Here is a 13889-nt window from a genome sequence, read left to right on the forward strand (position 1 = left end):
TGGCTCGCTGCTTGAGCGTCTTCCCACTTTGCCGGGCAAGGATTCTTGTGGCCGAAATCGACGCGCGTTCCGAAAGCGAAATGATCCCTGAGCAGATGACGCCTGAGCGCAGGCAGCGGCTGGGACGCATTCAGTTCCGCGCCTGGCGGCGGGGCTTTCGCGAGGCCGACATGGTGCTGGGTCCGTTTTCCGATCAGGTTGCGCCGACCTTCACAGATGCGGAACTGGACCAGTTCGAGCGGCTTATCGACGAGGAAGATCAGTGGCTTTACGGCTGGATCATCGAGCGTGATCCGACGCCGCCCGAGTTTGAGACGCCGGTGATGGCCAAGGTGCGCGCCTTCATGCGCGCCCACGTCGCGGCCGAAGTCGGCAAGGGAATCGGCTGATGGACGCCAAGGTCGAACACCGGACCGACGCCGATCTGGGCGGCGCGCCCGAGGGGCTGGACGCGCTGATCGTCGCCGAACGGATCAAGGCCGGCGGCGGCGTCGGCCTGTTTGTCGCACGCGATTTTCAAAGGTCGGGCAGCTTCGTTCAGGCGTTTCAGTTCTTCTCAAAAGATATTGAAGTGCTGGATTATCCGGCGTGGGACTGTCTGCCCTATGACCGACTGAGCCCCACGGCAGGGATTGCGGCGCAGCGGATGGCGACGCTGACGCGGCTGGCGATGCGCAAGCCCGGCGATGCGCCGGTTCTGGTCGTGACGACGGTGTCGGCGGCCATGCAACGCACCCCGCCCAAGTCGGTCACGACACAGGCCGGGTTCGAGACCAAGGTCGGACGCGATCTCGATATCCAGGCGCTGGAGCGCTATTTCGCCGCCAACGGCTATGTCCGGGCCTCGACCGTGTCGGAGCGCGGCGAGTTCGCGGTGCGCGGCGGGGTCGTCGACGTCTATCCGCCTGGCTTCGAGGAGCCGGTCCGGCTGGACATGTTCGGATCCGAGCTGGAATCGATCCGCACCTTCGATCCCGAAACGCAGCGGTCGACCGGCCAGATGACGTCCGTGTCCCTCGCGCCGGTGTCGGAAGCGCTGCTGGATGCGGCCGCCATCTCGCGCTTTCGCACGGGTTATCTGAACTTGTTCGGCGCGCCGGGCGACGACCCGCTGTATGCGACGATCAGCGAGGGCGCGCGGCGTCAGGGCATGGAACAGTGGCTGCCGCTGTTTTATGAGACCTTGGACAGCCTGTTCGACTATCTGCCGGACGACGCGGCGATCTTCCTCGACAACCAGGTCGAGACGGCCCGCGCCGAGCGATGGGATCTGGTGGCGGACGCCTATGATGCGCGCGCCGAGGCGGCCAAGGCCAAAGGACAAGCCAGCGCCAATCGCGCCTTGCCGCCAAAGCGGCTCTATCTGGACGCCGGAGACTGGAACCAGGCGCTGGCGGGTCGCGCCGTGCGTCGTTTCACGCCCTTCTCCACGGGAGGCGAGGATGCCGGCGGACGGTTGGGCAGAACCTTCGCCGCCGAGCGGGCGCAGGACAGCGTCAATCTGTTCGAGGCGGTGGCGGCCCATGCGGCGGCGCTGAAGGCCGACGGCAAGCGGGTGTTGTTCGCCTCCTGGACCGAAGGATCGTCGGAGCGGCTGGCGACCATGCTGGCCGACCATGGGCTGGATCACATCGTCGCCGTGCGCGACTGGGCCGACGTTCAGGCGGCGCCGAAGGACCTCTATCTGCGCGGCGTCCTGCCGGTTGAGCATGGCTTCGTCACCGACGCCGTGGCGGTCATTTCCGAGACCGACATCCTGGGCGACCGTCTAGCGCGGCCCCGCAAGAAACGCCGCGCCTCGAACTTCCTGGCGGAGGCGTCGGCCCTGACGACGGGCGATCTGGTGGTTCACCTGGATCACGGGATCGGTCGCTATGAGGGGCTCAAGACGCTGGAGATCCAGCAGGCCCCGCACGACTGTCTGGAGCTGTTCTATGCCGGTGAGAGCAAACTTTATCTGCCGGTTGAAAACATTGACCTTCTGACCCGATACGGCTCGGACTCCGAGGGCGTCCAACTGGACAAGCTGGGCGGCGCAGGCTGGCAGGCCAGAAAAGCCAAGGCCAAGGAACGTCTGCGCGCCATGGCCGAGGGGCTGATCGCCCTGGCCGCCAAACGGGCGCTTCGCGAGACCGATGCGGTCACGCCGCCGCCGGGTCTGTTCGCCGAGTTCTGCGCGCGCTTCCCCTATGAGGAAACCGACGATCAGCTGAACGCCATTGGCGATGTGCTGGAGGATTTGGGCAAGGGCACGCCGATGGATCGCCTGATCTGCGGCGATGTCGGCTTCGGTAAGACCGAGGTGGCGCTGAGGGCCGCCTTCGTCGTGGCCATGACGGGGCAGCAGGTGGCGATCGTTGCGCCGACGACCCTGCTGGCGCGCCAGCACTACAAGACCTTCACCGAGCGTTTCGCGGGCTGGCCTGTGAAAGTGCGTCAGTTGTCGCGGATGGTGGGAGCCAAGGAGGCGGCGGAGACGCGGGCCGGGCTGAAGGACGGCTCGATCGAGATCGTTGTCGGCACCCATGCGGTGCTGAGCGAACAGGTCGGCTTCCGCGACCTAGGCCTGGTCATCGTCGATGAGGAACAGCACTTCGGCGTCAAGCACAAGGAGAAGCTGAAGACGCTGCGCGCCGACGTGCATCTCTTGACCCTGACCGCCACGCCGATACCGCGCACGCTTCAGATGGCGCTGTCGGGCATCCGCGAGATGTCGATCATCGCCACCCCGCCGGTCGATCGCCTGGCGGTGAGGACCTACGTCACGCCGTGGGATCCGGTGCTGGTGCGCGAGGCCCTGCTGCGCGAGAAATATCGCGGGGGTCAGGCCTACTACGTCGCGCCGCGTCTGAAGGACCTGCCCGCCATCGAGAAGTTCCTGCGCGAACAGGTCCCCGAAGTGAAGTTCGTCGTCGGTCACGGCCAGATGAGTGCGACCCAGCTGGAAGAGGTGATGAGCGCCTTCTACGACGGGGAATATGACGTCCTGGTCTCCACCACGATCGTCGAGAGCGGGTTGGACATTCCGACGGCGAATACGCTGATCGTGCACCGCGCCGACATGTTCGGCCTGGCGCAACTGTATCAGATCCGGGGTCGGGTCGGGCGGTCCAAGGCCCGCGCCTTCGCCTATTTGACCACCGATGCGGTCAAGCCGATGACCTTGTCAGCCGAGCGGCGGTTGCAGGTTCTGCAGTCGCTGGACAATCTGGGCGCCGGCTTCCAGCTGGCCAGCCACGATCTGGACCAGCGCGGCGGCGGGAATCTGCTGGGCGACGAACAGTCGGGCCACATCCGCGAGGTCGGCGTCGAACTGTACCAGCAGATGCTGGAAGACGCCGTGGCGGAGTTGCGCGAGAAGGGCGAGGGACAGGCCGTGGATCGTGGTTGGTCGCCGTCGATCAATGTCGGTGCTTCTGTCCTTATTCCAGAAGATTACGTGCCAGACCTGAACGTGCGTCTCAGCCTCTATCGTCGTCTTTCCGACGCCGAACAGGCCGAGGATCGCGAAGCCCTGGCCGCCGAACTGATCGACCGTTTCGGACCCTTGCCGGATGAGGCGCAGCAACTGCTGAAGATCGTCGGCATCAAGTCGAACTGCCGCAAGGCCTGCATCGAGAAGATCGACATCGGGCCGCGCGGCGCGGTGCTGACGTTGCGCGACAACAGCTTCCCCAATCCGGCGGGACTGGTCGGGCTGATCCAGAAGAACCACGCCTTCTGGAAGATTCGGCCGGATCAGAAGATCGTCGTTTCAGGCGATTGGCCGACGGCGGAAGAGCGCCTGAAGGTGGCCGATAGGATCACCGCCGATCTGGCGCGGGTGGCGGGGGCGTAAAGCCCCTCAGCGCGTCTTTTCGAACAGGTCGGCCGAAGCGCGCTCAAGCAGGGCGGCGGCGCTTTCGTCGGGACGCATCTCGGCGGCGCCGACGTCGAACTCGGCGACGAACGGCGACCGGTCCGGGCCGGCGTCGAAGGCGGTGCAGCCGATCACGGCCGCGATTCGTTCTGCGGCCAGACGCGCCGGTTCAGCGTGGGTCGCGGGCAGGGCCAGGGCGAAGACCTCCTTGGCCAGGCGGGCAGGGGTGTCCTCGACACGGACAAGGCGCGAAACCATGGCCCCGATCTGCGGCATGGCGCTATCCAGCCAACCACCCTGACGCGCCCAGGTGACGGATTCGGTTTCGCGCACCCGCAGGACGCAGACGGAAAGCGGGCGCTTGCGCGCGCGCGAGGCCTCGGCGACACGGCCCAGGTGGCTGGCGAAGAGTTCGGGCGTGAACAGGCCTGTTTCCGGGTCCATCACGTCCAGGCTGCGCACCGAGTCCAGCGTCTTGCGAATGCCCAGATGGATGCGGTGCGCGCCGGCCAGGGCCAGGATCCGCTCGGCCGTTTCGCCCTCGGGCGTGTCGGCGGAGGCGACGTCTGCGAAGCCGCGATTGAACAGCTCAGCCAGGCTGATCTCGTTCCTGCCGCGCAGATAAAGCATCAGCGGGATGTGATAGAGGCGCGTGTTGCGCTTCATGCCCGCCGCGATGGACAGGGCCGGCGCATGGTCTTCGGCGCCCCACAGAACGGCGGCGTCAAACGGGCTTTCGTGCAGGTAGTCGAAGGCGGTGTAGGGCGTCGGCGCCGCCACCACCTCGACCCCGGCCGCGGTCAGGGCGTTCGACAAGGCGAGAAAGCGCCTGTCCGCGACGCCGGCCGCCAGAACGCGCAAAGGACCATCGTCGTCTGTCCGCTTGTCCAGACCCACCCCGCGCGTGGCGAAGGTGGTGACGCGCAGCCGATATTCTTCCTCGGCGATCGCGGCCCGGCCCATCTGCTCCAGACGCAAGGCCGCCTGGGCCGGATGCGGCGGCGTGGACATGGTCAGATCCGCACCCTTCACCGAATCAGGGCGGGCGCCGATGACCACGATGGGCAGGCGGCGCGGCTCGGCGGCGGCGCGAAGGCGGGACGCCACGTCGGCGTCGAAGGTATTGATGTCGATGACGGCGGCTTCGAGCGGAAAGTCCTGAAGCGTCATCTCGGCGGAGACGACGTCGCGGGCGGTCACTGTCGTCCAGCCCAGCGCATCAAGACCCGCAGCGAGCGGCCCGATCCGGCCATCGTCAGCCGCCAGGATCAATACGCGCGCGTCGAAAGCCAAGCCAATCGTCTCCAAAAGTCGCCGCGCCAATAGTCGGCCGGAAACCCGCGGACCATAGCGACGAGGGTGTTAAGGATGCAATGTCGTCCGGCCGAAGGGATGCGGCCGGATCGCGAATGATCGTCCTCACGCTGATGAGACTTTCGTCACAGACGAATTCCGCTAGGTTCCGCCGCTTGTGCAACGGTTGTGGGGACCGATTTGAGTGAGCAATTGACACGGTCGGTCCTGAAAGCGCCCGGGTTCTGGGGCGGGCTGGCCGTGCGAGCGTTTACCCGCAGCTGGGGCCGCGACGTCATGCTCTACACGGGCGGCGTGTCCTTCTTCGCCCTGTTGGCCGTGTTTCCGGCGATCGCCATCCTGATCGGCTTTTACAAGTTGGGTCTGTCGATCAGCGAAGTCAGCGCCCAGGCGACCGCCTTGTCGGACCTGTTGCCCAAGGCGGCGCAGACCATTTTTCAGGGCGAGATCACACGTTTGAGCAATGCGTCGGCGCGGACAGTTTCCGCTCAAAGCGCCTTCGCCCTGTTCGTCGGCGCCTATGCCGCGCACCGGGGTTTCAAGGCCTTGTTGGCGGGATTGAACCTGATCCATGACGAGACAGAGCCGCACGGCTTCTTCAAGTTCAACTTGCTGGCCTTCTTCGTGGCCATCTTCGCCTTTGCGCTGTTCACTGTCGTGTCGGGCGCGGTCGTGACCGTGCGGATCATGGCGCATGCGTCGTCGTCGGCCGCCGGCCTGACCGGGCGCAGCGGCATGGCGCCGCTGGACGCTTTCCTGCCCGCCATTGGTTTGGTGATCGGGCTGACGCTGCTTTACCGCTACGCCATGAGCCACAGGACGCCGGTCGCCTGGCTGCCGGCGACGGTGGGCGGTCTGGTGGCGACATTGATGTCGGTCGTCTCGTCGTGGCTGTGCGCCATCTATGTCGAGCAGATCGCGCCGCTGGGGGCCACCTATGGATCGGTCGGCGCCGTGGTGGTGCTGCTGATCTGGCTGTCGTGGAACGTCAACGCCATCTTCTACGGCGGCGCCTTCGCCACCGAGATGGAACTGGCGGCCAAGGCGCGCGCGATCGCCGACACGCCGCCGGCCGATGTCGTCAATCTGTCGGAGCGTCGGGCCGGGCGCCGGTCTCGATCGTAAAGCGAAGAAGGCCGTCGCCGTCCTCGACTTCGATCACGCGGCCGCCTTTCTGTGACATCAGAAACGGCACATCGATCCGGGCCATCGGATCGGTGGCCAGCAGCACGATCCGCGCGCCGGGCGGGGCGGTTTCCATCGCCTTCATCAGCTTCAGGCTGGGAACAGGGCAGCGGTGACCCCTGGCGTCGATGACGACGGGGTCGCTCACGCGAGCCGATCCGCCAGCATTTCCAACGCCACACGAACGCTGGCTTGGCGAATGTCGTCGCGGCCGAGGTCGCCGAACTGCTCGACACGGTGAACGACGCCTTGTGGGCCTGACGCCGCGAAGTGGACCAGACCCACGGGCTTGTCGACCGATCCGCCGCCTGGTCCGGCCACGCCGGTCACGGACACCGACACGGAGGCGCGCGAGTGCGCCACGGCGCCCTCAGCCATGGCCAGAGCGACCGCTTGCGACACGGCGCCGTGGGCGGACAGGCTTTCCAGCGACACGCCCAGCATCTCGGCCTTGGCCTCGTTGCTGTAGGTGACGAAGCCGCGATCCAGGACCGCTGACGAACCGGGGACGGCCGTGATCGCAGCGGACACCAGCCCGCCCGTGCAGCTTTCGGCCGTCGCCAGCATCAGGCCGCGTTCGCTGGCTGTTGCGACAATCTGTTGCGCCAGGTGCGCGATATCTTGGGAAAACATGGTCTTTTCATAGGCCGCGAACCCCGCTCTAACCAGAGCCATGACCGAGGCTGTCGATCCGTTACGCCCCGCCGCCCCGACATTGGATCGCATCGCGCCGATCCTGTTCGCCGTCGCCATCTTCACATCGGCCTGTCTGGTCTTCGTCGTTCAACCGATGGCGGCCAAGCTGCTGTTGCCGACGCTGGGCGGATCGCCTTCGGTGTGGAACGCGTCGATGGTGTTTTTCCAGACCGCGCTGCTCGCCGGATATGGCTATGCGCACCTGCTGCAACGTTTGGCGAGGATGCGGGCGCAGGTCGGGGTCCACCTGGGTCTGCTGATCGTGGCGGCGTTTTTCCTGCCCTTGCAGATCAGCGGCCTGTTGGGGGATCCCGATCCGTCCCAACCGGCGATATGGCTGCTGGCGACGCTGGCGGTGTCGATCGGCGCGCCGTTCGCGGTGCTGTCGGCGACTGCGCCGCTGCTTCAGGCCTGGTATGCGCGTGTGCGGGCCGGACATGCAGACGGCCAGAACCCCTATGTTCTTTACGCCGCCTCGAACCTGGGCAGCTTTCTGGCCCTGCTGGCCTATCCGGTCGTGATCGAGCCGCTGGCCAGCCTGTCGGGTCAGCGTCTGGGCTGGAGCGTCGGCTATGGGCTGTTCGTGGTGATGGTCGTGGGGCTGGGCGTTCAGGTCTGGCGACGACGCGAGATCGGTAAGTCGGAGCTTGCGCCGCTTCAGGCCAGCCCGCCGATCGCTTGGCGCGAAAAGGGGATGCTGGTTCTGCTGGCCGCCGCGCCGTCCAGTCTGATGCTGGGGGTGACGGCGCATCTGACGACGGATGTGGCTTCGGCGCCCTTTCTGTGGGTCATACCGCTCGCGCTCTATCTGCTGACGTTTGTCATCGCTTTCCAGACCCGGCCGGCTGTTTCGCCAGCCATCGGCCTTGGTTTGCAGGCGGCGGCGGCAGCGGCCTGCGCCGCCCTGATTGCGTTCCGGACAGGCGAATGGCTGCTGGTATTCACCGTCAATCTGGCGGCCTTCTTCTTTACCGCGCTGATGTGTCACCAGAGGCTGGCGGCGCGGCGGCCGGCGCCGGATCGGCTGACCGAATTCTATTTGTTGCTGTCGCTAGGCGGCGTGGTCGGCGGACTGTTCAATGGCCTGATCGCGCCGGCCGTTTTTGACATGGTGTGGGAGTACCCGCTGGTGCTGGTGGCGGTCGGATTGCTGCGACCGTGGAGCCGACGCGAGATCAGGCCGTGGGCGATCATCTGCTGCGTCGCCGGCGTGGTCATCGCCCTGCTGGGGCCGCTGTCGATGGAGGCGGTCCGGTATGCGCCGGGCATCCGCGCGGCCATCCCCGACGCCGAACTGGTGCGGATCGCGCAAGCCATCCTGGGGATCGCGACCCTGTTCGCCTTCCTGGTGCGCGATCGGGCGGTGATGTTCACGATCGTTTTGGCCGCCATCGTCTGGTCCGGCTATCATCTGGCGCGCGGCTATGACTGGGCTCTCTCGGAACGCAGCTTCTTTGGCGTGATGCGAGTGGCCAAGATCGACGATCTGCTGATGGGCGGGCCGGTTCATGTGCTGATGCACGGCACGACCCTGCATGGCGCCCAGGCCCAGGCGCCGTCGAACCGTTGCCAGCCGACGCTCTATTATGCGACCTCGACGCCGCTGGGGCAGGCGATGCTGCAGATGCAGGCGCGTCGGTTGGATGGCGCGCGCGTCGGCGTGGTGGGGCAGGGCTCGGGCGCCATGGCCGCCTACAAGCGCGCCCAAGACCAACTGACCTTCTTCGAGATTGATCCGATGGTGGATCGGCTGTCGCGCGATCCGCAATGGTTTAGCTTCATCAATGGCTGCGCCGATGGGCCGGTGCGGACGGTTCTGGGGGATGCGCGCCTGACGATGGATCGCGAGCCGGCGGGATCCTACGACCTGCTGGTCATCGACGCCTTCTCGTCCGACGCCGTGCCGACGCATCTGCTGACGGTCGAGGCGATCCGCGGCTATCTGCGGCTGCTGGCGCCCGACGGCGTCGTGGTGCTGCATCTGTCGAACCGAAATCTGGAGATCACCCTGCCGGCCGAGGCGGCGGCGCAGGTGCTCAAGGTCCCGCACCTGCACCAGGTCTATATCGAGCAGTCGGGCCAGGGCGACATGGCCGAGGCCTCGACCGAGGCCCTGCTGATCGGCAGGAGCCCGGCGGCGCTGGAAGGCTTCAGAGACGATGCGCGCTGGCGCAAGCTGTCGCCGACGACGGTGCGTCCTTGGACGGACGACTACGTCAATCTGTTCGGATCGCTGGTGCGACAGATGCAGATGGCGGCGCGCTAGAGCGCCGGCGTTTCCACGGTCGCCACGGCCTGGGCGGCCAGACCTTCGCCGCGTCCGGTGAAGCCAAGCCCTTCGGTCGTGGTCGCCTTGACGCTGACCGCGTCGAGCGGAAGGTTCAGAAGTCCGGCGATCCGGTCGCGCATGGCCTGGCGGTGCGGCTTCACCTTGGGGCGTTCGCAGATCAGGGTGACGTCGACATTGACGATGCGGCCGCCCCGCGCCGCGACCAGTTCGGCGGCATGAATCAGGAACTGGTCCGAGGAGGCGCCTTTCCATTTCGGATCCGTCGGCGGGAAATGGTCGCCGATGTCGCCCGCCGCGATGGCGCCCAGGATGGCGTCGGTCAGGGCGTGGAGACCGGCGTCCGCGTCGGAGTGGCCGATCAGCGTCTGATCGTGCGGCACTTCGATCCCGCACAGCCAGACGGAGCCGCCCGGTCCCCAGCGATGCACGTCATAGCCGGAGCCGATACGGGTCTGATAACGCTGCGCTTGAGGCAGCAGAGCTTCGGCCATGGCGAAATCCTCGGGATAGGTCAGTTTCATCAGACGTGCATCGCCCTGAACCAGGGCCATCGCGCCGCCGTTGCGCTGGACGACGACGGCTTCGTCGGTCGGAGCCTCGGCGTCCGACCAGGCGGCATAGGCGGTCTCAATCATGCCCCGGCGGAAGGCTTGAGGCGTCTGGGCGCGCCACAGACCGTCGCGATCAACCACGTCGGTCATGATTTCCGCCTCGCCACGCCGAAGGCTGTCGGCGACAGGCAGGGCGGGCAGGGCGCCGTCCGAAGTTTCAAGGGCCGAAAGCAGACGGTCGATGACGGCGCGATCCAGCAGGGGGCGGGCGGCGTCATGGATCAGCACCGGCTGATCCGCTGGACAGGTTAGGGCCGCGAGACCGGCGCGGACCGAATCGGCGCGGGCGGCTCCACCGACGACGGCTTTCCAACGGGGCAGACCGGATAGCACATCCGCTGCTTGCTCAACGGCGTCAGAGGCGACCACGACGATCAGTTCGTCGGCGCCGGCGTTCAATAAGGCCTCGGCTGACCAGCGCAGCACGGGCTTTCCACGCAGGTCCCGCCACTGTTTGTCGCCGCCGGCGCGCGAGCCGGAACCGGCCGCGACGATGATGCCCGAGAATGTCATGGCGGCCTTGATAGTGCGCGCGGCGACGGGGCGAAACCATCAAAGCGCCGCGGTCGTGCTTGACGAGGGCGGCTGCGATGCGGCGAAAGACGGAAATGCCCAAGACCTTGCAAATCGGCGATGTCACTGTCCCCGGCCAGGTGCTGATGGCGCCGATGACCGGCGTGACCGATCTGCCGTTCCGCGTGCTCGCCTCTAGATTAGGCGCCGCCTATGTCGCCACGGAAATGGTGGCCGCCAAGGAATTGGCGCGGGCGCGGCCGGACGTCGTGCGGCGCGCCGCCGTGGGAGCCGGCCTGCCGCTGACCGTCATCCAGCTGGTCGGGCGCGATCCCGAACAGATGGGCGAGGGCGCACGCATGGCGCAAAAGGCCGGGGCGGACATCGTCGACCTGAACTTCGGTTGTCCGGCCAAGGAGGTCACGGGCTCGGCTGCCGGCTCGGCCCTGATGCGGACGCCCGATCTGGCGTGTCGGATCATGGAGGCCGCGGTCAAGGCGACCGATCGGCCGGTGACGGTCAAGATGCGGCTGGGCTGGGACGACGAGAGCCGAAACGCCGCGGAACTGGCTCGCCGCGCGGAAGCGATCGGCGTCAAGGCCGTCACGGTGCATGGCCGCACGCGAAAGCAGTTCTACACCGGGCAAGCGGATTGGGATGCAGTCGGGACGGTGAAGGCGGCGGTCGGCATCCCCGTCATCGTCAATGGCGACATCATCACCGCCGATGAAGCGCGCCAGGCCTTGGCGCAGTCCGGCGCGGACGGATTGATGCTGGGACGTGGCGTCTACGGCCGGCCATGGCTGGCGGCGCACCTTGAGCGGGCGTTGATCGACGGCGTGGCGCTGGAGGAACCCGGGCCTGAAGAGCGTCTGGCGATCGTGATCGAACATCTATGGGCGTCGGCCGAGTTCTACGGCCTGCCGCTGGGTTTGAAAATGTTCCGCAAACATCTGGGCTGGTACATCGAACAGGCGCCTTGGCCGGCCGATCCGCAACACCGTCGCGAGGCGAAGGCAAGAATTTGCCGCCTGGACGATCCGATGGCCGTCGAAGACGCCATGCACGAACTGTGGCGGCCGGATTTGCCTCGGTTGGGTAAGTCTGCTGTTGAAAATGGGCCACAGGTGTTGGAGACTGCTGTGGCATGACGGATACGCCTTCAGCACGCACCGCTTCGCCCGACCTCGCGTCGGACGACGGGTCGTTCTGGGGGTGGGTCGATAGCGAACGGGCGCGGACCGGCTTCGGACTGGCGTTCTTTCTGGCTGTCGCGATCACGGCGGCGGCCATCTGGCTGGTGGCGGTCGCGCCGGGCGCTACATCGGGGTCGGCGCGCGGATCGAGCAGCCAGATCGCCCTGATCGTGCTGGCGGCCAATCTGCTTCTGATTTCCGGCCTGGCCATCATTGTCGGCCGGCGCGTGCTGACTTTGGTGCGCAGCACCGACGAAGCCGGATCGCGCCTTCACCTGAGGTTCGTCGCCCTGTTCTCGATGGTGGCCTTGGTCCCGTCGGTGCTGATCGCCCTGGTGTTCGGCGTCCTGGTCAATCGAGGCGTAGACCAATGGTTCAGCGAGAACGTGAAATCGTCGGTCGACAACGGCGCGATCATCGGTCGCGCCTATGTCCGCGACGTGGCCAGTTCGATGGATGCGGATTTGGTCACGATCTCGGATCAGTTGGACAGCGCGAGAGGACTGTTTGACGACCGCATCCAGTTCAACGCCGCCTTGGCGCAGGTTGGCGACATTTTCCGATACCCGGCCATCTATATTGTCAACGGCAACGGCGAAGTTCTGGCGCGAGCCGAGCAACCCGGCGCGCCGCCTTATCTGGCGCCGCCGCGCAGCTATATCGAGGCCGCCGGGCAGGACGGCAAACCGCCTACTGACGTTACCCAGAATCCCGATACCGTACGCTCCATCATCGCTCTGCCGGCGTATGGAGACGCCTACCTCTATCTCGTCCGTCCCCTCCAAGAGGGACTGATCGCGCGGATGAACGCGTCGGATCAGTCGATCCAGGCCTATCGCGAGGCGGAGGAGAGCCGCGCTCGGATCCAGTCCGCCTTCATCCTCAGCTATCTCGAGACGGCGCTGCTGGTGCTGGTGGGCGCGGTGTGGCTGGGAATGTCGGCGGCCAGCAGCATCTCCGCGCCGATCGGTCGGTTGGTGAAGGCGGCAGGACAGGTCGCGGGCGGCGACTTCACCGCACGGGTCGACAGCGACGGCGCCCCGGCCGAAATCGCCACCCTGTCGGACGCTTTCAACCGCATGACCGGCGATCTGCAAGCGCAGCAGGCGGCGCTGAAGGCCGCGAGCGATGAGGCGCACGACCGCAGTCGGTTCATCGAGACGGTGCTCTCGGGCGTCAGCGCCGGGGTGATCGGCCTGGACAAGCGTGGGCGGGTGTCGGCGATCAACGACAGCGCCCTGCAACTGCTTCACATCGACGACGCCGAGGTTCTGGGCCAAGAACTCGCGGCCCTGTCGCCGGAACTGAGCGATCTGGTACGTCGCGCCGAGGCTCATATCGAGGAAGACATCGACGTCAGCCGGGGCGGGGACACGCGGCGGCTACGCGTTCGGATCGAGGGTGGTCTGGGCGGTGAGATGGTCCTGACCTTCGACGACATCACTCGCCTTGTGACGGCCCAGCGAAACGCCGCCTGGCGAGACGTGGCGCGTCGCATCGCCCATGAGATCAAGAACCCGTTGACACCGATCCAGTTGTCGGCAGAGCGGCTGAAACGGAAATACCGCGCGCGGATCGGCGAGGATGTCGAAATCTTCGATCGCTGCACCGACACCATCATCCGCCAGGTCGGAGACATCGGCCGCATGGTCGATGAGTTCTCTTCCTTTGCTCGCATGCCGGCGCCGCGCTTCGCGCCCGAGAATCCGGCTGAAATGCTGCGCGAGGCGGTGTTCGCTCAGCGGGTCGCCGCGCCGGACATCGTGGTCGACATCACCGAGCCCCTGCCCAAGGTGACGATGCAGGCCGACGGCCGCATGGTGGGGCAGGCGCTGATAAACATCCTCAAGAACGCGGGCGAGTCGGTTGCGGCGCAACGGCTTGCGGCAGGCGAAGCCGCGGCGTCGGATCGTGCGGGCGTGATCGCGTCGCTGACGATCGACGACGGCGTCGCGACCTTCGTGATCGAAGACGATGGCGTGGGTCTGCCGGCGCGCGACCGCGATCGCCTGACCGAACCCTATGTGACCACGCGCGAGAAGGGCACGGGCCTGGGCCTGGCCATCGTCAAACGCATTTGCGAGGACCACGGCGGCGAGCTGAAGCTGGCCGACGCCCAAACCCTGCGCGGCGCACGCGTGTGCATGATCTTCCCCCTGAAACCCCACGGTAAAGGCGGCGAGGGCGCGGAGCGCAAGCTCCAGACCCTGGCCGCCGAATAGCGA

10 protein-coding genes are annotated in these 13889 nt (G+C 66.4%); 6 read left to right on the forward strand and 4 right to left on the reverse strand.

Features of this window, described 5'->3' with window-relative positions; genetic code table 11:
- Nucleotides 1–47: 47 nt before the first annotated feature.
- Together QRN13_RS07245 and mfd are read left to right on the forward strand one after the other, a co-directional pair.
- Nucleotides 48–389 (forward strand): FAD assembly factor SdhE, encoded by a 342-nt coding sequence (locus QRN13_RS07245; protein ID WP_284877400.1) that lies wholly within the window; start codon nucleotides 48–50, stop codon nucleotides 387–389.
- Entirely contained in the window at nucleotides 389–3838 is a 3450-nt protein-coding gene (gene mfd / locus QRN13_RS07250; protein WP_284877401.1) for a transcription-repair coupling factor, read from the forward strand. The genes QRN13_RS07245 and mfd overlap by 1 nt, the downstream gene beginning before the upstream one ends.
- Before the next feature lie 6 nt (nucleotides 3839–3844).
- Here the strand turns inward: mfd and QRN13_RS07255 are convergent, their stop codons facing one another.
- Complete coding sequence (locus QRN13_RS07255; protein ID WP_284877402.1) at nucleotides 3845–5152, reverse strand: diguanylate cyclase domain-containing protein; 1308 nt, start codon at nucleotides 5150–5152, stop codon at nucleotides 3845–3847.
- Between the two features lie 213 nt (nucleotides 5153–5365).
- Here QRN13_RS07255 and QRN13_RS07260 point away from each other — a divergent pair, with 213 nt between their 5' ends.
- Nucleotides 5366–6298 (forward strand): YihY/virulence factor BrkB family protein, encoded by a 933-nt coding sequence (locus QRN13_RS07260; protein ID WP_284877403.1) that lies wholly within the window; start codon nucleotides 5366–5368, stop codon nucleotides 6296–6298.
- Here QRN13_RS07260 and QRN13_RS07265 read toward each other — a convergent pair.
- Nucleotides 6255–6506 carry a sulfurtransferase TusA family protein gene (locus tag QRN13_RS07265; protein WP_284877404.1) on the reverse strand — a complete coding sequence of 84 codons (252 nt, stop codon included), beginning with the start codon at nucleotides 6504–6506 and terminating at the stop codon, nucleotides 6255–6257. The genes QRN13_RS07260 and QRN13_RS07265 overlap by 44 nt on opposite strands.
- A complete protein-coding gene (locus QRN13_RS07270) occupies nucleotides 6503–6991 on the reverse strand; it encodes a CinA family protein (RefSeq protein WP_284877405.1) in 489 nt (162 codons plus the stop codon). Before QRN13_RS07270 ends, QRN13_RS07265 begins: the two co-directional genes overlap by 4 nt.
- 40 nt (nucleotides 6992–7031) lie before the next feature.
- Here QRN13_RS07270 and QRN13_RS07275 point away from each other — a divergent pair, with 40 nt between their 5' ends.
- Nucleotides 7032–9320, forward strand: coding sequence for a spermidine synthase (locus tag QRN13_RS07275; protein ID WP_284877406.1), 2289 nt, complete (start codon nucleotides 7032–7034; stop codon nucleotides 9318–9320).
- Here the strand turns inward: QRN13_RS07275 and QRN13_RS07280 are convergent.
- Nucleotides 9317–10468 carry a bifunctional 2-C-methyl-D-erythritol 4-phosphate cytidylyltransferase/2-C-methyl-D-erythritol 2,4-cyclodiphosphate synthase gene (locus QRN13_RS07280; RefSeq protein ID WP_284877407.1) on the reverse strand — a complete coding sequence of 384 codons (1152 nt, stop codon included), beginning with the start codon at nucleotides 10466–10468 and terminating at the stop codon, nucleotides 9317–9319. The genes QRN13_RS07275 and QRN13_RS07280 overlap by 4 nt on opposite strands.
- Nucleotides 10469–10563: 95 nt before the next feature.
- Between QRN13_RS07280 and dusB the strand changes: the two genes are divergently transcribed.
- A complete protein-coding gene (gene dusB, locus QRN13_RS07285; protein WP_284877408.1) occupies nucleotides 10564–11619 on the forward strand; it encodes a tRNA dihydrouridine synthase DusB in 1056 nt (351 codons plus the stop codon).
- A complete protein-coding gene (locus QRN13_RS07290; RefSeq protein ID WP_284877409.1) occupies nucleotides 11616–13886 on the forward strand; it encodes a sensor histidine kinase NtrY-like in 2271 nt (756 codons plus the stop codon). The genes dusB and QRN13_RS07290 overlap by 4 nt, the downstream gene beginning before the upstream one ends.
- The last annotated feature ends 3 nt before the right edge of the window (nucleotides 13887–13889 follow it).

It is taken from the genome of Brevundimonas sp. MEB006b (genome assembly GCF_030209705.1).
Taxonomy (GTDB): domain Bacteria; phylum Pseudomonadota; class Alphaproteobacteria; order Caulobacterales; family Caulobacteraceae; genus Brevundimonas.

Excerpts from the sequence above, each read along its gene's own strand:
- mfd (WP_284877401.1), top strand. The coding sequence starts at position 389 with ATGGACGCCAAGGTCGAACACCGGACCGACGCCGATCTGGGCGGCGCG.
- QRN13_RS07280 (WP_284877407.1), bottom strand. The coding sequence starts at position 10,468 with ATGACATTCTCGGGCATCATCGTCGCGGCCGGTTCCGGCTCGCGCGCC.
- QRN13_RS07290 (WP_284877409.1), top strand. The coding sequence starts at position 11,616 with ATGACGGATACGCCTTCAGCACGCACCGCTTCGCCCGACCTCGCGTCG.
- dusB (WP_284877408.1), top strand. The coding sequence starts at position 10,564 with ATGCCCAAGACCTTGCAAATCGGCGATGTCACTGTCCCCGGCCAGGTG.
- QRN13_RS07270 (WP_284877405.1), bottom strand. The coding sequence starts at position 6,991 with ATGTTTTCCCAAGATATCGCGCACCTGGCGCAACAGATTGTCGCAACA.
- QRN13_RS07275 (WP_284877406.1), top strand. The coding sequence starts at position 7,032 with ATGACCGAGGCTGTCGATCCGTTACGCCCCGCCGCCCCGACATTGGAT.